Annotated in this window: 21 protein-coding genes; all 21 read right to left on the minus strand. The window is 52.7% G+C overall.

Annotated elements, in window-relative coordinates:
• Positions 1–45 precede the first annotated feature (45 nt).
• The 21 genes from phoU to rsmG all read right to left on the minus strand — a co-directional run bounded on the left by phoU (position 46) and on the right by rsmG (position 21,957).
• A complete protein-coding gene (phoU, locus tag ACOTXF_RS15250; protein WP_008500182.1) occupies positions 46–771 on the minus strand; it encodes a phosphate signaling complex protein PhoU in 726 nt (241 codons plus the stop codon).
• A gap of 26 nt (positions 772–797) precedes the next feature.
• Positions 798–1,571, minus strand: a complete 774-nt coding sequence (gene pstB / locus ACOTXF_RS15255) for a phosphate ABC transporter ATP-binding protein PstB (RefSeq protein WP_008500183.1) — start codon at positions 1,569–1,571, stop codon at positions 798–800.
• Positions 1,572–1,618: 47 nt separating this feature from the next.
• Positions 1,619–2,509 carry a phosphate ABC transporter permease PstA gene (pstA, locus tag ACOTXF_RS15260; RefSeq protein ID WP_024907882.1) on the minus strand — a complete coding sequence of 297 codons (891 nt, stop codon included), beginning with the start codon at positions 2,507–2,509 and terminating at the stop codon, positions 1,619–1,621.
• The gene (gene pstC, locus ACOTXF_RS15265; protein ID WP_008500185.1) at positions 2,509–3,468 is read right to left on the minus strand and encodes a phosphate ABC transporter permease PstC; all 960 of its coding nucleotides are present in this window, start codon (positions 3,466–3,468) and stop codon (positions 2,509–2,511) included. The genes pstA and pstC overlap by 1 nt, the downstream gene beginning before the upstream one ends.
• Before the next feature lie 126 nt (positions 3,469–3,594).
• Positions 3,595–4,635, minus strand: coding sequence for a phosphate ABC transporter substrate-binding protein PstS (gene pstS, locus ACOTXF_RS15270; RefSeq protein WP_048962855.1), 1,041 nt, complete (start codon positions 4,633–4,635; stop codon positions 3,595–3,597).
• 245 nt (positions 4,636–4,880) lie between these two features.
• Positions 4,881–5,957, minus strand: a complete 1,077-nt coding sequence (gene stgD / locus ACOTXF_RS15275; RefSeq protein WP_023326365.1) for a fimbrial protein StgD — start codon at positions 5,955–5,957, stop codon at positions 4,881–4,883.
• A gap of 9 nt (positions 5,958–5,966) precedes the next feature.
• Entirely contained in the window at positions 5,967–8,486 is a 2,520-nt protein-coding gene (locus tag ACOTXF_RS15280) for a fimbria/pilus outer membrane usher protein (RefSeq protein ID WP_048962854.1), read from the minus strand.
• Positions 8,487–8,504: 18 nt separating this feature from the next.
• Complete coding sequence (locus tag ACOTXF_RS15285; RefSeq protein ID WP_045353381.1) at positions 8,505–9,188, minus strand: fimbrial chaperone; 684 nt, start codon at positions 9,186–9,188, stop codon at positions 8,505–8,507.
• A gap of 71 nt (positions 9,189–9,259) precedes the next feature.
• Entirely contained in the window at positions 9,260–9,841 is a 582-nt protein-coding gene (locus tag ACOTXF_RS15290; protein WP_045353382.1) for a chaperone-usher fimbrial major subunit, read from the minus strand.
• A gap of 428 nt (positions 9,842–10,269) precedes the next feature.
• Positions 10,270–12,099, minus strand: coding sequence for a glutamine--fructose-6-phosphate transaminase (isomerizing) (glmS, locus tag ACOTXF_RS15295; RefSeq protein ID WP_008500188.1), 1,830 nt, complete (start codon positions 12,097–12,099; stop codon positions 10,270–10,272).
• 225 nt (positions 12,100–12,324) lie between these two features.
• On the minus strand, positions 12,325–13,695 hold the full coding sequence (glmU, locus tag ACOTXF_RS15300) for a bifunctional UDP-N-acetylglucosamine diphosphorylase/glucosamine-1-phosphate N-acetyltransferase GlmU (protein WP_047745074.1): 1,371 nt from the start codon (positions 13,693–13,695) through the stop codon (positions 12,325–12,327).
• A 138-nt stretch (positions 13,696–13,833) separates the two neighbouring features.
• On the minus strand, positions 13,834–14,253 hold the full coding sequence (locus ACOTXF_RS15305; protein WP_006177560.1) for a F0F1 ATP synthase subunit epsilon: 420 nt from the start codon (positions 14,251–14,253) through the stop codon (positions 13,834–13,836).
• A 20-nt stretch (positions 14,254–14,273) separates the two neighbouring features.
• Positions 14,274–15,656: a F0F1 ATP synthase subunit beta gene (atpD, locus tag ACOTXF_RS15310; protein ID WP_003862362.1), complete on the minus strand. Its 1,383-nt coding sequence runs from the start codon at positions 15,654–15,656 to the stop codon at positions 14,274–14,276.
• A 31-nt stretch (positions 15,657–15,687) separates the two neighbouring features.
• Positions 15,688–16,551, minus strand: coding sequence for a F0F1 ATP synthase subunit gamma (gene atpG / locus ACOTXF_RS15315; RefSeq protein WP_008500191.1), 864 nt, complete (start codon positions 16,549–16,551; stop codon positions 15,688–15,690).
• A 51-nt stretch (positions 16,552–16,602) separates the two neighbouring features.
• The gene (gene atpA / locus ACOTXF_RS15320; protein ID WP_003862367.1) at positions 16,603–18,144 is read right to left on the minus strand and encodes a F0F1 ATP synthase subunit alpha; all 1,542 of its coding nucleotides are present in this window, start codon (positions 18,142–18,144) and stop codon (positions 16,603–16,605) included.
• Positions 18,145–18,156: 12 nt separating this feature from the next.
• Positions 18,157–18,690, minus strand: a complete 534-nt coding sequence (gene atpH, locus ACOTXF_RS15325; RefSeq protein ID WP_008500192.1) for a F0F1 ATP synthase subunit delta — start codon at positions 18,688–18,690, stop codon at positions 18,157–18,159.
• Between the two features lie 14 nt (positions 18,691–18,704).
• Positions 18,705–19,175, minus strand: a complete 471-nt coding sequence (gene atpF / locus ACOTXF_RS15330) for a F0F1 ATP synthase subunit B (protein ID WP_048962853.1) — start codon at positions 19,173–19,175, stop codon at positions 18,705–18,707.
• 48 nt (positions 19,176–19,223) lie between these two features.
• Complete coding sequence (atpE, locus tag ACOTXF_RS15335) at positions 19,224–19,463, minus strand: F0F1 ATP synthase subunit C (protein WP_000429386.1); 240 nt, start codon at positions 19,461–19,463, stop codon at positions 19,224–19,226.
• 49 nt (positions 19,464–19,512) lie between these two features.
• Positions 19,513–20,328: a F0F1 ATP synthase subunit A gene (gene atpB, locus ACOTXF_RS15340; protein WP_008500193.1), complete on the minus strand. Its 816-nt coding sequence runs from the start codon at positions 20,326–20,328 to the stop codon at positions 19,513–19,515.
• 8 nt (positions 20,329–20,336) lie between these two features.
• Positions 20,337–20,717 carry a F0F1 ATP synthase subunit I gene (gene atpI, locus ACOTXF_RS15345; RefSeq protein ID WP_008500194.1) on the minus strand — a complete coding sequence of 127 codons (381 nt, stop codon included), beginning with the start codon at positions 20,715–20,717 and terminating at the stop codon, positions 20,337–20,339.
• A gap of 616 nt (positions 20,718–21,333) precedes the next feature.
• The gene (rsmG, locus tag ACOTXF_RS15350; protein ID WP_008500195.1) at positions 21,334–21,957 is read right to left on the minus strand and encodes a 16S rRNA (guanine(527)-N(7))-methyltransferase RsmG; all 624 of its coding nucleotides are present in this window, start codon (positions 21,955–21,957) and stop codon (positions 21,334–21,336) included.
• Between the last annotated feature and the right edge of the window lie 96 nt (positions 21,958–22,053).

Raw genomic sequence — 22,053 nt, forward strand, 5'->3', positions numbered from 1 at the left:
AATAACAACGCCGGTGAGTACCGGCGTTGTTATCAGATGACAGGATTACTCTTTCGGATCTTTACCCGCCAGCAGCTTGTCCAGCTCGTCGCCGCCCACGTGACGGAAGTCCTGACCCTTCACGAAGTAGAAAATGTATTCGCAAATATTCTGGCAGCGGTCACCGATACGCTCGATAGAACGCGCGCAGAACAGGGCCGTCAGCACGCTCGGGATCGTACGGGAATCTTCCATCATGTAGGTCATCAGCTGGCGCACGATGCCTTCATACTCCTGATCGACCTTCTTGTCTTCACGGTAGATACGCACCGCTTCGTCCAGATCCATCCGCGCAAAGGCATCCAGCACGTCGTGCAGCATCTGCACGGTGTGGCGGCCCAGCGACTCGAGGCTCACCAGCAGCGGCTGATGCTGCTGCGAAAACTTCTCCAGCGCGGTGCGGCAGATTTTATCGGCGACGTCACCGATACGTTCCAGCTCGGCGATGGTTTTGATGATCGCCATCACCAGACGCAGGTCGCTCGCCGTCGGCTGACGTTTCGCGATAATGCGCACGCAGGCTTCGTCGATAGCCACTTCCATCATGTTGACGTTTTTATCGCCTTCAATGACGCGCTTCGCCAGCTCGCTGTCCTGGTTGTGCATCGCCGTAATCGCATCAGAAAGCTGCTGCTCGACCATGCCGCCCATGGTCATCACCTGGGTGCGAATGCTTTCCAGCTCTGCGTTGAACTGGCCGGAAATGTGTTTATTAAGATTGAGGTTGTCCATGGTTTCTCCACATGCACTAAGGCAAATCAACCGTAGCGGCCAGTAATATAATCTTCGGTTTGTTTCTTCGCGGGCTTAGTGAACAGATCGTCCGTGTTACTGAACTCAATCAATTCACCCAGGTACATAAACGCCGTGTGATCGGAGCAACGCGCAGCCTGCTGCATGTTGTGGGTCACGATAACCACGGTGTAATCCTGCTTCAGCTCGGTGATCAGTTCTTCAATACGACCGGTTGAAATCGGGTCCAGCGCTGAACACGGCTCATCCAGCAGCAACACTTCCGGGCGAATCGCAATACCGCGCGCAATGCACAGACGCTGCTGCTGACCACCGGAGAGAGAGTACCCGCTCTGGTGCAACTTATCTTTGGTTTCGTTCCATAATGCGGCCTTGGTCAAAGCCCACTGCACGCGCTCGTCCATATCGGCACGGGAGAGCTTTTCAAACAGGCGAACGCCAAAGGCGATGTTGTCATAAATGGACATCGGGAACGGCGTGGGTTTCTGGAACACCATCCCCACTTTCGCGCGCAGCAGGGCGATATCCTGAGCCTGGGTCAGAATGTTTTCGCCGTCGAGGATGATTTCCCCTTCAGCGCGCTGCTCCGGATAGAGCGAATACATTTTGTTAAAGGTACGCAGCAGCGTGGATTTCCCACAGCCGGACGGACCGATAAATGCCGTGACCTGGTTCTTCGCGATATCCAGGTTGATGTTCTTCAGGGCATGGAATTTGCCGTAGTAGAAGTTCAAATCACGAACCTGAATCTTACCCGGGGCAGTATCAACCATACTCATTGACTCATTTCCTCATTCGGCGCCGCGAGCTGCCGCGCCGTAAAAAATTAACCGTGTTTCTTCTTCGCGAAAATGACGCGCGCCAGAATGTTCAGCAACAGTACGCAAAGGGTAATGATCAGCACCCCGGCCCAGGCCAGCTGCTGCCATTCCGCGAAGGGGCTCATCGCAAATTTAAAGATCGTCACCGGCAGGTTGGCGATCGGCTGCATCATGTCCGTGCTCCAGAACTGGTTGGAGAGGGACGTAAACAGCAGCGGTGCCGTTTCACCCGCGATACGCGCCACCGCCAGCAGGATACCGGTCATGATCCCGGAGACCGACGCCTTCAGCGTAATCGCAGAGATCATCTTCCATTTTGGCGTACCCAGCGCGTAAGCCGCTTCACGCAGGCTGTCCGGCACCAGTTTCAGCATGTTCTCGGTGGTTCGAATCACAATCGGCACCTGCAGCAGCGCCAGCGCAATGACGCCCGCCCAGCCGGAGAAGTGTTCCATCTGCGCCACCACCACGGTGTAAACGAACAGACCCACGACGATAGACGGGGCTGACAACAAAATGTCGTTAATGAAACGAATCACTTCCGCCAGCCAGGATTTACGACCGTATTCTGCCAGGTAGATGCCCGCCATGATGCCCAGCGGCGTGCCGAAGACCGTGGCCCAGAGGATCAGCAGTCCGCTGCCCGCCAAAGCATTCGCCAGGCCACCACCCGCCGTGTTCGGCGGCGGCGTCATTTCGGTGAACAGCGAGAGTGACATTCCGTCAATCCCGCGAACGACCGTTGAGAAGAGGATCCAGACCAGCCAGAACAGACCGAATGCCATCGTCGCCATAGAGAGCGTCAGGGCAATGCGGTTTTTCATGCGGCGTCTGGCCTGCATTTTGCGGCGGGATTCCGCCAGTTCAGCAGTTGCTTGCATTTCGAGAGTGGCCATTAGCGTGCTCCCTCATTTTTAGCGAGACGCATAATCATCAGCTTGGAAATCGCCAGAACAATGAAGGTAATTACGAACAGAATCAGACCCAGCTCCATCAGCGCCGCGACGTGCAGACCGGATTCCGCTTCCGCAAATTCATTCGCCAGCGCAGAGGTAATACTGTTACCCGGCATATAGAGCGACGCGCTGTCGAGCTGGTAGGTGTTACCGATGATAAAGGTAACCGCCATGGTTTCACCCAGCGCACGACCTAAGCCCAGCATCACGCCCCCGATCACCCCATTTTTGGTGAACGGAAGAACAATGCGCCAGATCACTTCCCAGGTGGTGCAGCCGATACCGTAGGCCGACTCTTTCATCATCACCGGCGTTTGTTCGAACACATCGCGCATCACCGCCGCAATGTACGGAATAATCATGATGGCGAGGATCACACCCGCCGCCAGAATGCCGATACCGAAAGCCGGGCCAGAGAACAGGGCCCCCACAAACGGAATGGCAGAGAGGACGTTACCCACCGGTTCCTGGAAGTACGTGGCGAACAGCGGCGCAAAGATAAACAGGCCCCACATGCCGTAGACGATACTTGGGATGGCCGCCAGCAGTTCGATGGCGATACCCAATGGGCGACGCAGCCAGCCCGGCGCCAGCTCCGTCAGGAACAGGGCGATACCGAAACTTACCGGAACCGCAATCAGCAGGGCGATGAACGAGGTCACCAGCGTGCCGTAAATCGGCACCAGTGCACCGTAGATATCGTTCGGCGCATCCCACTCTTTACTCCACAGGAAGGAGAAACCGAATTTCTGAATGCTCGGCCAGGAGGAGAAAATCAGAGACACGATAATGCCGCCCAGCAGCAATAGCACAATCAGCGCAGCCAGTTTGACCAGCGCGCTGAAAATCATGTCACCTTTTTTACCCGGAGGGTTAAATGCAGGCTTGGTTGCAGCCATAAATTACTCTTCTGTTAAACGCGTTTACGAAATCGCCGGGTGGCGCTTGCGCTTACCCGGCCTACAGTCGGAACCGTAGGGCGGGTAAGCGCAAGCGCCACCCGCCATTTTCGTCAGAATGCTAAATTAATACAATGCTTTACCGCTGCTGTCTTTTACGTTGGTTTTCCATGCAGCGCGAATCTGCTCAACCACGTTGTCTGGCAGGGTGGCGTAATCCAGAGCGTTAGCCTGTTTGCCGCCGTTTTTGTATGCCCAGTCGAAGAACTTCAGCACTTCAGCGCCCTGTTCAGGTTTCTTCTGCTCTTTGTGCACCAGGATGAAGGTGGTAGAGGTGATTGGCCACGCCCCTTCGCCCTTCTGGTTAGTCAGATCCTGCGCGAAGGATTTGCTCCAGTCAGCGCCTTTGGCGGCATTAGCAAAGTTCTCTTCGGTCGGGCTAACCGGTTTGCCGTCGGCAGACACCAGTTTGGTGTAGGACAGGTTGTTCTGCTTCGCGTACGCATACTCTACGTAGCCGATGGAGCCAGGCAGACGCTGTACGAACGCGGCGATACCGTCATTACCTTTACCGCCCAGACCGGTAGGCCAGTTAACGGTAGAGCCGGAGCCGACTTTAGATTTCCACTCTTCGTTCACTTTCGCCAGGTAGCTGGTGAACACGAAAGAGGTACCAGAACCATCCGCGCGGCGAACCACGGCGATGTTCTGAGAAGGCAGCTTCAGGCCTGGGTTGAGTTTGGCGATCGCTTCGTCATCCCATTTTTTGATTTTGCCCAGGTAGATGTCACCCAGGGTTTTGCCGTCCAGCACCAGCTCACCCGACTTCACGCCCGGCAGGTTGATCGCCAGAACCACGCCACCGATCACGGTAGGGAACTGGAAGAGGCCTTCCTGAGACAGTTTGTCATCAGACAGCGGAGCATCTGATGCGCCGAAATCAACCGTGTTCGCGGTAATTTGTTTTACGCCACCGGAGGAGCCGATACCCTGATAGTTAACCTTGTTACCGGTTTCTTTCTGGTAGGTATCCGCCCATTTGGCATACACCGGCGCAGGGAAGGTTGCACCAGCGCCAGTCAGGCTTGCTTCTGCAAATACAGAGAACGCGCTCAGAGATAAGGTCGCGGCGACAACAGTTGCGACAGTGGTACGCATAACTTTCATAATGTCTCCTGCAAGATTTTCGTAAATCGTTGTTTAGTGGCTACGATGAGCAAAATAGGACAAACAGGTGACAGATAAATGTACGAATTATGACAGTTTTATGACAATGCAGGTGTTAAAAATAAGTCACTGATAATAAATGATATTTATTCAGGATGGCGTCATAGAGTTGTCATACAGAAAGGGATAAGCCTGGTACAAAAGGGGGAAAATGACAACGGCTGTCATAAACAGCCGTCGGGTGATTAATGTTCAATTTCCAGCGTGACCGTCGCGTACGCTTCAAACGTTCCAGGTTTTGGCTGAGCCCCCGTTGCGCTTGCAGGCGCAGCGGAAAAGGTAAGCGAATTGTTTTCGGCGCCGTTATTGTTTTCGCCCCTATCCATGTCCATCCTGCCGCCGTTGACGCTGACCTGACGATCCCACTTGTCGTATACCACAATGCCTACATCATCATTGCCGTTGACTTTCATCATCGTGGCATCGGCGTCAACAGGGTCTCCATGGAAAGTGGAGTAGACAATATTCTCATCCAGCATGCCTGTGCACTGTACCTGAATCGTCTTTTTTACCTTGTGACTCGTCACGGCGGTGCCTTTGGTAGCGGAAAATTCCGGGGCCGGGATTTTGCCAAAATCTATCTCAAGCGTCTGCCCGGGCGCTATCTCGCAGTTTTGCGGCACGACGATATCGCCAGCGATTTTGATCTCTGCCATTTTTTCGGTGCTGGAGGTCGAGGAGGCCGCATCCAGCCCTCCATAAAGATCGGCGACTATCGTACCTGGCACACTCACCCGGCCAATAAACGGCTTGTTAATTAAGAATGATATTTTTATTTGTGAACCGGTATTGAGTGTTGGTTCGCTCCCTTCCTCGCCAGGCGCATAACAATAGGAGCTATGAGACATTACGTTTGGTTCTGCGCTGAAAGGTACCGGTATATATTCTCTGCCAAGCACAAGTATCGACGTGGCGATGCTGAGGTTGTTATTAAGGGTAAAATAGGTATACCCGTTCTTTACCACATCTTCACTTAACGGCGATCGTGCGGTGTAGTAGATTTGGCGAAAGCCCGTAGAGTAGTGCGTAAGACAGTTGCATTGCGCTTTGTAACTCGTAGATGAACTGAGCGTTTCCAGATCCCTGATCTCTGTACCTGCTTTATTTTTATCCGCCGGGATCGACTGCCCGTTCAGATTAAGGTTATAGATATAAGCGCCACCTTCGGAGTGACAAATCCCGTCGCCCGTGGTGTACGCCTTGCATACTGGCGTCATAAATATTATCAACGCGCTTAAAAACAGAGGTGTCCTGAATTTCATCTTATTTCCCTATTGGCATACTGCCGATATTTGTATCAGTTCAACGCCTTCTGGCGGGGTAAAATGGTAGTTAACCGGGCAGGTCACCGTGTTATCTGCACCCCACTTCAGGACAAACGCCCCCTCTTCCGGCATGCCGGACAGATAAAGCTCGCCATTTTCGCCCACAATGCCGGTTACGCTGCCGTGGGGTAAATCAGCCGAGGCCATTGCGCCAAACGGCACCGGTTTGCCACTCTTCTGCCGCACATTGAACAGGACGCGATAGCCCACGTGAGTGACAAACTCCGCCCGTACCACCGCGCCGCGCGTCGGGATAACGCTGAGGATACTGTTGTCGATTTCGACGTTGGCCTTCGCAAAGTAATCGCTGTCGATTTCCACTCTGTTTTCATCGTAGGCATTGAGCTGCGTCTGTACCGTATAGCCGCGCCAGTCCGTCGCCTTACCCGTACCATTCTCCAGCGCCAGGCCGGAAGCTCCCGGGGCTTTAACCAGCGCGACGGTTTCCCCCAGCTCCTGAGAGAAAGTTATGCCATCGCTGTGGGCCAGAATCCCGCCCTTCATTCCATAGTTGAGGCGCTGGTTGTCCTGGGTATAGTCGTAACTGGCGTTTACCGAACCATATGTGCCGTCATAGCCCACCCCTGCGCTGTTGTTGTAATCTTCGTTATCCGCATCGTAAGACTGCTGAACGTTCCATGAGAGGTTGTGCGCATCCAGCGCGTTACCGCTCAGCCCCACCTGGTGCATCCCTTTTCCATGGTTGTTTTGGGTGTACCCATAGTTGACGTAGCTATCATGCAGCCAGCCTGACAACGGTATGGAGAGAGAGAGCATAAAAATCTGTTCGCTGCCCTGGCTGTCGCTGATGTCAGTGTCGGTGCTATTTTGGGCCGAGGTGAGTGAATCGGTGTAGTTCCAGGAGACGTTCCAGGAAATAGAGCGCCAGCTATTGCTGTAGCCCAGCTGCACCAGCCGCTCGACTTCATTCGTCTTCCAGTACTGCTGGCGGCTAAGGGTAAGATAAATATTTCCCATCCCGTCGCCAAAGGTCTGCGTCCATGTTCCCTCCAGACGGCTACGGCGGTTACCTGTCGTCCAGAAGTCGCTCTCGTTATTCTGCCGGGACGCCCATTCGTTCAGGGTGTAGTAGCCCTCTGTGGAGTAGCGGTAGCCCACCAGCCGAAACGTTGTGTTAGTTTCATCAAAACGTTTGGAATAGAGAAAACGGTAAGATTGCCCGCTTTCGTCATCGTTCTCAAACCGCGCGCGGGCATGCGTTACGTCCAGCGAAATGGCGCCCAGCGAACCCATATCTTTCCCCACGCCAAGCGCGGCGGAGGTGTAATCGCTGGTTCCCTGCACGCCCCCGTAGAGGGTAATACCCGCAGGAAAACCGTGTAACACCTGCGCCTGAAAAACGGTCGGCTGAAAATCGTTTTGATCGCGCAGTTCACCCGCGCTGATATCGACATCGGTTTGATCTTCACGCTTCAGGATCGCCAGTGAGGCGTAAGGCTGGGTAAAATGTTGTTCGCTGCCATCCTCTTCTTTGATGGTAACATCCAGATCGCCACCCGAATTGGTAGTGTTTAAATCCTTGAGCGCAAACGCTCCCTGCGGTACGGCAGACTGGTAAATGATGTAACCGTTTTGCCGCACAATCACGGTCGCATTGCTTTTCGCCACGCCGCGAACCACTGGCGCAAACCCCGTCAGGCTCGAAGGCAGCATGTCATCATCCGTGTAGAGACGCATACCACGCAGTTGCGTGCTGTCAAACACGTCGCTTGCGGTCCACGTATCCCCCAGCATGATTTGGCTGCGTAACGCGGCGATATCGCGCTGTAAATAGGTATTGATCGAATGATACGAAGACTCGCCATCGGTCACGTTTAGCGTACTGTAGTTACGTAAACGCCATGCCCCCAGGTTGGCACCGTTGCGCAGGTTCAGATAATAAAAATCGCCGTTAACATCCTCGTTCGAATGCACCGTGCTGGAGCCGGAAAAATCGTAGTTCACCATAAGCGCATTGATGCCCTCATCCCAGCGTGAGGGACTGATATAGCCGCGCGCCGATACATCAATATAGATTTGCGGCAACGTAACGTTAAGCTGGAGTTTATCCGTATCAAACGTCCAGGTTGAGCCGGGAACGAGCGGCGCGGGGTTCAGACAGGCTTTGTCATCTATGTCGTTAAGGGCCTTGATAGCCGCCACTTTTACCCCAAGCTCAGCGAGCACGGTTTTGACGTCTGAGAAGCAAGGATGAAGGTTGCTGGTGGCAGTATCTTCGACAAAGGTTACCTCCCGGCGGTCAACATATTCGCCGTTAACATGAATACTGACCTTATAGTTCCCGGCAGGTAGATTGTTCGCGCGGTTAAACTGGTGGATATCAACGTCCACAGGATGATCGATTTCAAGCAACGCAGGGTTAAACATATCCCTCGCTGCCGTCTCGGCGGATAAACCAAGCACCACCCCGGAAGCAAACGCGATGAAAATACGGGAACACTCCATAAATAAACCATCCTTTGCTTAAAGCGCTGCTTTTAAATCCTGACTAATCGCACCGAAATCATTCACATACCGCCACACCAGCGCATGGCCATTCACGCCTTCCGGTAAGGGTAAACGCAGGGTTTCAAAGGGATGGACGATATTGAGTGGCACATCTTTGCCGTCCACTGTCACATTCATAACGTTGATATTTAGCGGCGTGGGATTTTCAACTACCAACTGCCGATTTTCTCTGTGCCACTTCACCTGCGTGGCGGCGTGCTCCGGGGTGATGTTCAACGAGGCCGGACGCCAGAACAGCTTGATACGCGTCTTAATGGCGATTTCCATCGCGTTCGGCTTATTGCTCGCCGGGGGAATATTTTTGATGTTCAGCCAGAACACCGACTCCCGATCCTGCGGTAAATTGCCCTCGGTTTTCATAATGCGCAGAATTTTTTCCTGCCCAGCCTCCAGACGAGATACCGGTGGAATGACGGTAAACGGTGGTTTTTTCGCGGTTCCTGTATTATTGAAGGGATCAACCCATGTTTGAATAAGATAAGGGATAGCCGCTTCGTTATTTTTGACAGTAATGGTTGTGTCGGATTTATCACTCAAATAAATCACTCGTGTGCCACCAATAACCACACCTGCCGATGCCAGTGTAGAAATACCCGTAAGACAACACGCTATTAATACATTCACTATACGCCCTGGCATAATCCAATGTCCTTATATATAAAGGAGCCTGTTAATAAGTTCTTAACAGGCTCCGAATCCATAATCGCTGATTATTTCAGATATTCAATAGTAAACTGAGAGTCAGCATTCGCAGTACCCGGCGTCACTGTTGCCAGAGTCTGGACGAATTTCGCCTTGAATCCCATATCCGCTTTACCATCAGCAATGGCAACGTATTTAGAATTGTTATACAACGGGATCGCGGTATCATCGCTCAGGTTGAACAGTTTAATCGCCACGCCCGTCGCCGCAATGGCATCGCCGCTGCCAGTGAACTCGCCATCCGTACCGCTTTCGCCGTTCACCGGCGTACCGATTGAGAGATAACCTTTACCGATGGTATCTTTATCTTCCGTCCCGTCAAAGCGTACTGCCGCCTGAGTATAGGTTGCCGGGCAGCCTTCCAGACGGATGTGGAAATCTTTAACAGACGCGGTGGAATCAATACCTGCGAAAGTAGTGGCCGCCACACGACCAATATTAACAGTCTGGTTGCTGGTATCAGTCGTGACTGTACAGGTAGAATCAATCACCTCGCCACGGAAATGAACAGTACCGTCAGCCGCTAATGTCGCACCTGAAAACAGGGCAGAAGATAAAACCAGCGAAGTGGCTATAACGTTTAATTTCATGAAACTCTCCATAATTTATATTATTTGTATGCGTTTCATTTACACATTCAAATAAAACACACCATCCTTTAAAGCGTGGCGATAGTACAATTCATTCCTGCCCTATGACAAACACGTTTTCTCTCATGAAATATCTTTAAAATAAAATAATAAAAACGAAAAATAAAAAACCCCTTACAAATAAGAATAAAAAATAATTAAAAAATGCTATTGATGTCTCTTTTCTATTTTTTTGAGAATTTATCAATATCTTTTCTTTGCCACCGCTAAATAAGATTATTTTTTAAGCAGAAATCGGCGAGACAATCAGATGACGCAATAATGTAAGGAAACATGAAAAAAGAAACAGGCTGCGATAAAAAGAAGTAATTGCTGAGGGGAGGACTATGAGGCTGCCAGAATACTGGCAGCCTCGGGTAGGCTGGAGATTATTCTACGGTAACGGACTTCGCCAGGTTACGCGGCTGGTCAACGTCGGTGCCTTTGATCAGCGCCACGTGATAGGCCAGCAGCTGCAGCGGAACGGTGTAGAAGATCGGCGCAATCACCTCTTCCACATGCGGCATCTCGATGATGTGCATGTTGTCGCTGCTGGCGAAACCGGCATCTTTATCAGCAAAGACGTACAGCACGCCGCCACGGGCGCGGACTTCTTCGATGTTGGACTTCAGTTTTTCCAGCAGTTCGTTGTTCGGTGCCACGACGATAACCGGCATATCCGCGTCAATCAGCGCCAACGGACCGTGTTTCAGCTCGCCTGCCGCATAGGCTTCAGCGTGAATGTAAGAGATCTCTTTCAGCTTCAGCGCGCCTTCCAGCGCAATCGGATACTGATCGCCACGGCCCAGGAACAGGGCGTGATGTTTGTCAGAGAAATCTTCCGCCAGAGCTTCAATGCGTTTGTCCTGAGACAGCATCTGCTCAATACGGCTCGGCAGCGCCTGCAGACCGTGAACGATGTCATGCTCAACAGAGGCATCTTCACCTTTCAGACGCGCCAGTTTCGCCACCAGCATCAGCAGAACCGTCAGCTGAGTGGTAAACGCCTTGGTGGAGGCCACGCCGATTTCGGTACCCGCTTTGGTCATCAGCGCCAGATCGGATTCACGCACCAGCGATGAGCCCGGGACGTTACAGATGGCCAGAGAACCCAGATAACCCAGCTCTTTAGAGAGACGCAGCGCCGCCAGGGTATCTGCCGTTTCACCTGACTGGGAAAGGGTGATCATCAGGCTGTTACGACGTACGGCAGATTTGCGATAGCGGAACTCAGACGCAATTTCCACGTCGCACGGCACGCCCGCCAGAGATTCAAACCAGTAGCGAGAGACCATACCGGAGTTGTAGGAGGTACCGCAGGCTACGATCTGAATATGCTCAACCTTGCTGAGCAGTTCGTTCGCGTTTGCGCCCAGCTCGCTCAGATCCACTTCACCATGGCTGATGCGCCCGGTCAGGGTGTTTTTGATGGCGTTTGGCTGCTCGTAGATCTCTTTCTGCATGTAGTGACGGTAAGCGCCTTTGTCGCCCGCGTCGTACTGCAGATTCGATTCGATCTCCTGACGTTTCACCTGCTCGCCTTTGGTATCGAACACGGTCACGCTACGGCGAGTCACTTCGGCGATATCCCCCTCTTCGAGGAAGATAAAGCGACGGGTGACCGGCAGAAGTGCCAGCTGATCGGAAGCGATAAAGTTTTCACCCATGCCCAGACCGATAACCATCGGGCTACCGGAACGCGCGGCCAGCAGCGTGGACGGGTCGCGGGAATCCATGATCACCGTACCGTACGCACCGCGCAGCTGAGGAATAGCACGCAGCACCGCATCACGCAGCGTACCGCCCTGCTCAAGTTCCCAGTGCACCAGGTGAGCAATCACTTCGGTGTCAGTTTCAGAGACGAAGGTGTAGCCGCGCGCTTTCAGTGCTTCACGCAGCGGTTCGTGGTTTTCGATAATGCCATTGTGCACGACCACGATGTGTTCAGACACATGCGGGTGCGCGTTGCCTTCAGACGGTTCACCGTGCGTCGCCCAGCGGGTGTGCGCAATACCGGTTCCCCCGTGCAGCGGATGTTCTTCCGCGGCCTGGGCCAGCATCTGCACTTTACCGAGACGGCGCAGACGGGTCATATGACCTTCTGCATCGACAACAGCCAGACCGGCAGAGTCGTAACCACGGTATTCCAGACGACGTAAACCTTCGAGAAGGATTTCAGCAATATCACGCTGCGCAACTGCGCCAACAATTCCACACATAATTTTAGATTCCGAATTTAGGCATAATGCCTGCGTTGTCGCTGACCTGTATTTGCCCTTTCCGGGCGCCCCGAGCCTTGTAGAGAGTGGGGTTATTTTTATGGGTACTGCTTGTGGGGGGAGATATATATTTATCTCCTCACCCGGGTTTGCCTGATGACGGCTACGCCTTATCAGGCTTACTCAATCGTAGGGCGGGTAAGCGTAGCGCCACCCGCCTTGTTGTTACTTCTTCTTCACAGGACGTTTCCAGCCCTGCTTGTGCACCTGCGGCACACGGCTTAATACCAGTTCGTTATCGGCGATATCGCGCGTAACGGTTGTCCCGGCGGCAATCGTTACGCCGTTACCCACGGTAACAGGCGCCACCAGCTGGGTGTCGGAACCGACAAACACATCATCACCGATGATGGTTTTAAACTTATTGGCGCCGTCATAGTTACAGGTGATTGTGCCTGCGCCAATGTTGACGTTGTCACCAATTTCCGCGTCGCCCAGATAGGTTAAATGACCGGCTTTAGAGCCTTTACCCAGACGCGCTTTTTTCATCTCAACGAAGTTGCCCACGTGAGCGCCTTCCAGCAGCTCAGCGCCCGGGCGCAAACGCGCAAACGGGCCGATGGTACAGGCCACATCCAGACGGGCATTTTCCACCACGCTGTACGGGCTGATTTCACAGTCGTCACCAATGACGCTGTTTTTGATCACGCAGCCAGCGCCAATTTTGACGCGGTTGCCCAGCGTAACGTTACCCTCGAGGATGACGTTAGTATCGATTTCAACGTCGCGCCCGTGAGATAACGTGCCACGCAGATCGAAACGCGCCGGATCGCGCAGCATCACGCCAGCCAGAAGGAGTTTCTCGGCCTGTTCGGACTGATAAACGCGCTCAAGACGGGAGAGTTGAAGGCGGTTGTTCACCCCTTCGGTTTCGCTGATGCGCGCCGGATGGACCGCCGCAATCTCGCGCCCTTCCTGGTATGCCATCGCAATGATGTCGGTGATGTAGTATTCACCCTGCGCGTTATTGTTGTCGAGCTTCGACAGCCAGCGCTTCATATCCGCGCCATTGGCAATCAGGATACCGGTGTTGATCTCCTGAATCTGACGCTGCGCCTCGCTGGCATCTTTATGCTCAACAATACCCGTAACGTTGCCGTTTTCACGGGTGATACGGCCATAACCGGTTGGATCGTCCAGCACGACGGTTAATAAACCGATGCCGCCCTGCGGTTTGGCTTCACGCAGGCGAGTCAGCGTTTCAACGGAGATCAGCGGGACATCGCCGTAGAGCATCAAAATGTCTTCGTCATCCGCAAAGAAGGGCGCTGCCTGCTGCATGGCATGGCCTGTACCCAACTGTTCAGCCTGAAGCACCCAGTTGAGCTTGTCGTCGCTCAGCGTCTTTTTAAGCAGATCGCCGCCGTGGCCGTAGACCAGGTGGACCTGACTGGCGCCCAATTCATTCGCTGCATCAATGACGTGCTGCACCATTGGCTTTCCTGCAAGCGTGTGAAGCACTTTAGGCAGGTCGGAATACATGCGGGTCCCTTTGCCTGCGGCAAGGATCACCACGCTCATCGCACTGTTTGACATACGCATCCTGACGGTAGTTTGAGTGAGAAGTAAAAACGTTTGATGCTTAAAATTCTACATCTTTTTCATCATGAATTAAGGCCGAAAAAAAAAGCCAGCCTGGTATCCAGACTGGCTTTTGTGCTTTTCAAGCCGGTGTTACATCGCTTTTTTGGTCAACTCGATAACGCGCAGTTTCGCGATCGCTTTGGCCAGCTCCGCAGACGCCTGAGCGTAATCCACGTCGCCATGAGAGCTGCTAATGTGCTCTTCAGCCTTACGCTTCGACTCCAGGGCTCGCGCTTCGTCGAGATCCTGGCCACGAATAGCGGTATCGGCCAGAACGGTCACACTGCCAGGCTGCACTTCAAGAATGCCGCCGGACAGATAGATAAACTCTTCGTGACCGAACTGTTTAACGATGCGGATCATACCAGGCTTAATGGCGGTGAGCAGCGGTGCGTGACCCGGGAAGATACCCAGCTCACCTTCACTACCCGTTACCTGGATTTTCTCGACCAGACCAGAGAACATTTGTTGCTCTGCGCTGACGACGTCCAGGTGGTAAGTCATTGCCATATCACCCTCCGATTAAGGCGTTAAAGTTTTTTGGCTTTTTCCACAGCTTCTTCGATGGAACCAACCATGTAGAACGCCTGCTCTGGCAGGTGATCGTATTCGCCTTCCATGATGCCTTTAAAGCCACGGATGGTGTCTTTCAGGGAAACGTATTTACCCGGAGAACCGGTGAATACTTCCGCAACGAAGAACGGCTGGGACAGGAAGCGCTGGATCTTACGCGCACGTGCTACCACCAGTTTGTCTTCTTCAGACAGTTCATCCATACCCAGGATGGCGATGATGTCTTTCAGTTCCTGGTAACGCTGCAGCAGGGACTGTACGCCACGCGCGGTGTCGTAGTGTTCCTGACCAACAACCAGTGGATCCAGCTGACGGCTGGTGGAGTCCAGCGGGTCAACGGCTGGGTAGATACCCAGAGACGCGATCTGACGGCTCAGTACCACGGTTGCATCTAAGTGCGCAAAGGTGGTGGCTGGAGATGGGTCAGTCAAGTCATCCGCAGGTACGTATACCGCCTGAACGGAGGTGATAGAACCGGTTTTGGTAGAGGTGATACGTTCCTGAAGAACACCCATCTCTTCCGCCAGCGTTGGTTGATAACCTACCGCTGAAGGCATACGACCCAGCAGTGCAGATACTTCAGTACCGGCCAGGGTGTAACGATAGATGTTATCAACGAACAGCAGAACGTCACGGCCTTCGTCACGGAACTTCTCAGCCATCGTCAGGCCGGTCAGCGCAACGCGCAGACGGTTTCCAGGTGGCTCGTTCATCTGGCCGTAAACCAGGGATACTTTGTCCAGAACGTTGGAGTCAGTCATTTCGTGGTAGAAGTCGTTACCCTCACGAGTACGTTCACCTACGCCCGCAAATACGGAGTAACCGGAGTGCTCGATCGCGATGTTACGGATCAGCTCCATCATGTTTACGGTTTTACCTACACCCGCACCACCGAACAGACCAACTTTACCGCCCTTCGCAAACGGACACATCAGGTCGATAACTTTGATACCGGTTTCCAGCAGTTCCTGAGAGCTGGACAGCTCTTCGTAGGAAGGTGCCGCGCGGTGGATAGCCCAACGCTCTTCTTCACCGATGTCGCCTTTCATGTCGATTGGCTGACCCAATACGTTCATGATACGACCCAGTGTTGCTTTACCTACCGGGACTTCGATCGGGTGCTCAAGGTCTTTGACTTCCAGACCACGACGCAGACCGTCGGAAGAACCCATCGCGATGGTACGCACGATACCGCCGCCGAGCTGCTGCTGAACTTCCAGCACCAGGCTCTCGTTACCATTCTGTACCTCAAGCGCGTCGTACACGCGTGGTACGGCGTCCTGAGGGAACTCGACGTCCACCACGGCGCCGATTACCTGGACAATCTTTCCAGTAGCCATCTTGAATCCTCTACGTAATTCGTAAACCTGGTTAAACCGCGGCGGCCCCCGAGACGATCTCGGTGAGTTCCTGAGTAATGCTGGCCTGACGAGCTTTGTTGTAAACCAACTGCAGCTCTTTAATCAGGCTGCCGCCATTATCGGTCGCGGCTTTCATCGCCACCATTCGTGCGGCCTGCTCGCTGGCCAGGTTTTCTACAACGCCCTGATAAACCTGAGATTCAACGTAACGACGCAGCAGGGTATCCAGCAGCGGTTTCGGATCGGGTTCATACAGGTAATCCCAGGCTTTTTGCTTCAGCTCGTCATCTTCTGATGCCGGTAACGGCAGCATCTGAGTGAGCGTTGGAACCTGAGACATGGTGTTAATGAATTTGTTGCTGACAACGTACAGTCTGTCCAGACGGCCTTCATCATAGGCCTGCAACATCACTTTAACCGGGCCGATCAGTTCGGACAGGGACGGGTTATCACCCATACCGGTCACCTGAGCGACAATGTTGCCACCAACGGAGTTAAAGAAAGAGACGCCTTTAGAGCCGATCATTGCGATATCGCACTGAACGCCTTTTTCAGACCATGCTTTCATATCCGCCAGCAGTTTTTTGAACAGGTTAATGTTCAACCCGCCACACAGACCACGGTCGGTCGACACCACCAGGTAGCCCACGCGCTTAACGTCGCGTTCTTCCAGGTAAGGGTGCTTATATTCCAGATTACCGTTTGCAAGGTGACCAATCACTTTGCGCATGGTTTCTGCATAAGGACGGCTGGCCGCCATGCGATCCTGCGATTTACGCATTTTGGAAGCGGCGACCATCTCCATCGCTTTAGTGATCTTTTGCGTGTTCTGGACGCTTGCGATCTTACTACGTATCTCTTTTGCGCCGGCCATGAGCTTCTCCTCAATGCCAGGCGGCTTGTCCTGAGACAAGCCGCCGGACGATTACCAGGATTGGGTTGCTTTGAAGGAATCGAGGATAGCTTTCAGCTTGCCTTCGATTTCGTCGTTATAGCCACCGGTCTGGTTGATCTCTTGCATCAGCGGAGCGTGATCACGGTCGACGTAAGCCAGCAGAGCGGCTTCGAAGCTACCGATTTTCGCCAGTTCCACATCTTCGAGGTAACCGCGTTCAGCCGCGAACAGTACCAGGCCCTGCTGAGCAACAGACATTGGTGCGTACTGTTTCTGCTTCAGCAGCTCGGTCACTTTCTGACCGTGGCTCAGCTGTTTACGGGTTGCTTCGTCCAGATCGGATGCGAACTGAGAGAACGCAGCCAGTTCGCGATACTGTGCCAGCGCGGTACGGATACCACCGGACAGTTTCTTGATGATCTTGGTCTGAGCAGCACCACCCACACGGGATACGGAGATACCCGGGTTAACCGCCGGACGAATACCGGAGTTAAACAGGTTGGTTTCCAGGAAGATCTGACCATCGGTAATGGAGATTACGTTGGTCGGAACGAACGCAGAAACGTCACCCGCCTGGGTTTCAATGATCGGCAGCGCGGTCAGAGAGCCCGTTTTACCCTTCACTTCACCTTTGGTGAAGTTCTCGACGTATTCCGCGTTAACGCGGGAAGCACGCTCCAGCAGACGAGAGTGGAGGTAGAATACGTCGCCAGGGAACGCTTCACGTCCAGGTGGACGACGGAGCAGCAGGGAAACCTGACGATAAGCAACAGCCTGTTTAGACAGGTCATCGTATACGATCAGCGCATCTTCACCGCGGTCACGGAAGTATTCGCCCATTGCGCAACCGGCGTATGGTGCCAGGTATTGCAGTGCAGCAGATTCAGAAGCGGTCGCCACAACAACAATGGTGTTAGACAGCGCGCCGTGCTCTTCCAGTTTACGAACCACGTTAGAAATGGTGGACGCTTTCTGGCCGATAGCCACGTACACACATTTGATGCCGGAGTCACGCTGGTTGATGATGGCGTCGATTGCCATCGCGGTTTTACCGGTCTGACGGTCACCGATGATCAGTTCACGCTGACCACGACCGATTGGGATCATGGCGTCAACGGACTTATAACCTGTCTGAACAGGCTGATCTACGGACTGACGGTCGATAACGCCTGGTGCGATAACTTCGATTGGGGAGAAGCCATCGTGCTCAACCGGACCTTTACCGTCGATTGGCGCACCCAGGGTGTTAACAACGCGACCCAGCAGGCCACGGCCAACCGGTACTTCCAGAATACGGCCAGTACACTTAACCTTCATGCCTTCGGCGAGGTCAGCATATGGACCCATCACAACTGCACCAACGGAGTCGCGCTCCAGGTTCAGTGCGATAGCGTAACGGTTACCCGGCAGGGAAATCATCTCACCCTGCATACAATCGGCCAGGCCGTGGATGCGGATAACACCGTCACTTACAGAAACAATAGTACCTTCGTTGTGAGCTTCACTCACAACATTGAACTGAGCAATGCGCTGCTTGATCAGTTCGCTGATTTCGGTGGAATTCAGTTGCATGCTCCAGTCCCCTTAAGACTGCAAGACGTCTGCAAGGCGCTCAAGACGACCGCGTACGCTGCCATCAATGACCATATCACCCGAGCGGATGATTACGCCTGCCATTACAGACTTATCGATTTTGCAATTCAGCTTAACTTTGCGTGACAGACGTTTTTCCATCGCGGCGGTAATTTTCGCAAGCTGTTCGTCACTCAGTTCAGTCGCAGAAGTCACTTCGACTTCAGCGGTAGCTTCACTAAGGGCACGTAAGTGCTCAAACTGCTCGAGAACATCCGGGAGCACACGGAGACGACCATTTTCTGCCATCACCTTAATCAGGTTCTGGCCGTTGGCATCCAGTTGCTCTCCGCACACGGCGATAAACGACGCGGCGAGGGTTTCAGGTGCTAACGCACCGGAAAGCAACTCGGCCATTTGTTCGTTTTTCGTCACCTCAGCGGCAAACGCCAGCATATTCTGCCAGCGATCGACATTTTGGTGTTCGATAGCAAAGTCAAAAGCTGCTTTGGCGTAGGGGCGAGCTACCGTAACAAATTCAGACATCAGCCCCTCCCTCCTTACAGTTCAGCGACAAGTTTGTCCACGATGTCGCTGTTAGCAGCTTCATCCACGGAACGTTCGATGATCTTCTCGGCGCCAGCAACAGCCAGAATCGCAACCTGCTTACGCAGTTCTTCACGAGCACGTTTACGCTCAGCTTCAATTTCAGCCTGAGCCTGTGACACGATCTTAGTACGTTCCTGTTCTGCTTCAGCTTTCGCTTCGTCCAGGATCTGCGAACGGCGTTTGTTAGCCTGTTCGATGATAACCTGAGCTTCCGCTTTCGCTTTTTTCAGCTGGTCTGTCGCGTTGGCCTGTGCAAGGTCCAAATCTTTCTTAGCGCGTTCTGCAGAAGCCAGACCGTCAGCAATTTCTTTCTGACGTTTTTCGATGGCTGCCATTAAAGGCGGCCATACATACTTCATGCAGAACCAGACAAAGAGAATAAACGCGATGGCCTGGCCGAGGATTGTTGCGTTCATGTTCACAGCACAATACCTCTTTAATATCTGTGGCTTAGGGTTTTAAAACTACTACTACGCGACAGCAAACATCACGTACAGACCCAGACCTACAGCGATCATTGGGATAGCATCCACCAGACCCATAACGATAAAGAACTGAGTACGCAGCAGAGGAATCAGATCAGGTTGACGCGCAGCGCCTTCCAGGAATTTGCCCCCGAGGATGCCGATACCGATCGCAGCACCGATAGCCGCCAGACCCATCATCACAGCGGCAGCCATGTACAGCAGATCCATATTCAGGTTTTCCATGACAGTCTCCAGTTTGTTTCAATTAAAACGTAGTAGTGTTGGTAAAAAATCAGTGCTCTTCAGACGCCATCGACAGATAGACGATCGTCAGAACCATGAAGATAAAGGCTTGCAGCGTAATGATCAGGATGTGGAAAATGGCCCACGGCACATTCAGAACCCACTGTGACCACCACGGCAGAAGACCCGCGATCAGAATGAAAATCAGCTCACCCGCATACATGTTGCCGAACAGTCGCAGACCCAGTGAAACAGGTTTGGACAGCAGGCTAACGCCTTCCAGGATCAGGTTGACCGGAATAAACGCCCAGTGGTTGAACGGCTGCAAGGTAAGCTCTTTCACAAAGCCGCTTACGCCTTTCATTTTGATGCTGTAGAAAAGAATCAGGATAAACACGCCCAGCGCCATCGACAGGGTGATGTTCACGTCCGCAGACGGAACCACGCGCAGTGCTGGCAGGCCGAAGATGTGCTCGCCAATAAACGGCAGCAGATCGATTGGCAGCAGGTCCATCAGGTTCATCAGGAAGACCCAAACGAACACGGTCAGCGCCAGCGGAGCAATCAGCTTGCTCTTGCCATGGTACATGTCTTTGACGCTGCCATGGACGAAGCCGATGATCATTTCGATGAAGGTCTGGAATTTCCCTGGTACACCGCTGGTCGCTCGTTTAGCAACACCGCGGAACATGGCCAGGAACAGAAGACCCAAAACCACCGAGAAGAACATGGAGTCGATGTTGATCGTCCAGAAGGTGGCCGGGGGGTTATGTGGATCCACCAGCGAGAATGTACGCAGGTCCAGCTGAAGGTTATTCAGATGGTGACCTATGTAATCCTGCGGCGTCATATTTTCTGAAGCCATGATGCCTTTTACCCTTTGTTATTGATTACAGCTGGAGCCAGAACTTGTACCACCAGCACCAAAACCCACGTTGCTATCAGCGGCATGAAGACCACTTTCAAAACCGCCAGCGCCATCACCAGTAGAGCAAAGGTCAGCAACACCTTACACACTTCGCCGAGGGCGAAGGACCAGGCCACGCGGCCTTTGGCAGGTGTATGCGCCTGATGACGCCAGGCAAAAATCATAAACAACACGTTTGGCAGCACAACCGCCAAACCCCCGCACACGGCGGAGATGCCCCAGAAGGGGTCTTTGAGGCTAAACAGCAGTCCACTTGCTATCACAGCCAGAAACTGAATGAACAGAAGCTTACGAGCAACGTTTCTACTCAAGAGCGACACAGACATCACGTTTTTACTCCTGCTCCCTTCGAGGTATGCCGCGTGTCGTATAAAACGTCCTTTAAGGCTCAGAGTCAAGCATCAAAAAGCGGTCAAATTATACGGTGCGCACCCGTGATTTCAAACATTAAGTAGCGAAAAGGTGAATAAATGTTTAAATATTTTTCCCCACCGCTATTTTTTAACTTTCGCTGAAAGCGTCAACCTTCGACCAAAACTGCAAACAGCGCGAAAACGTTGTCGATAAAGCGTGCACGAGATCACAAAACACACATTTGCGATAAGGTTGTATTTATCAAAGGCGCAAATCGCAGAAATTTATCTTTATGAAATTAAACGCAAAATGTCGCAACTATTTTCAAAACAGCCCAGTACACAATAAAAACCTTTTATTGACATTCTTAATAAATAATTAACATTGCGTTCTGGTTACTGCCTTCCACTTTTAGCAGACTTATATTTTCAAAGATGACTATCTTCTCGGTGAATAACGATTGCTTCGTTAACCGGAAGAAAAACCTTAGTGAAGCAGAGGTTAAAAGCTCCTCGGTAAATCCCCGGTAGTTGTGCTGTTTTTTAACATGATAAGAACAGCACGAATTCCACATTTTTTATTAATTTTTTAAAAATTGTTTGGCTTAATTATCACCAGGTGTCGTTCGCCTTCGAGCTGAGGAATCTGTAATTTCTCAATAGACTCGACAGCAAAACCGTCCGGAAGCTGTTCAATCTCATCGCCTGGCAACTGCCCTTTCAGTGCATAAAAGCGGCCATTCTCTGCAGGTAAGTGCTTGCACCAGCTCACCATATCGTTGAGCGACGCAAATGCGCGGCTGATAACCCCGTCAAACGGCGGCTCTGCCGGGAACTCCTCTACCCTGCTCTGCACGGGCGTGATGTTTTCAAGCTTCAGCTCATGCTGTACCTGGCGTAAAAAGCGCACGCGTTTGCCAAGGCTGTCCAGCAGCGTGAAATGGCTCTCAGGGCGAACAATCGACAGCGGAATACCCGGCAGACCAGGGCCCGTCCCCACGTCGATAAAGCGTTCACCTTTCAGCCAGGGAGCAACCACGATGCTGTCGAGAATGTGGCGAACGAGCATCTCGTTGGGGTCGCGAACAGACGTCAGGTTGTACGCTTTGTTCCATTTGTTCAGCATATCGACATAGGCCACCAGCTGATTTTTCTGGTGATCGGTGAGCGAAATACCTGCCTGATCCAGCAGACGAGAGAGTTTGTTGAGCACGGTGAATACCTGTTGAGAGTTTTTTTGCCCGGTGGCGCTGCCGCTTACCGGGCCTACGAATAAGTAGGGCGGGTCAGCGAAGCGCCACCCGCCAAA

The organism is Enterobacter cloacae complex sp. IR53041, from assembly GCF_049238285.1.
In the GTDB taxonomy this organism is placed as follows: domain Bacteria; phylum Pseudomonadota; class Gammaproteobacteria; order Enterobacterales; family Enterobacteriaceae; genus Enterobacter; species Enterobacter roggenkampii.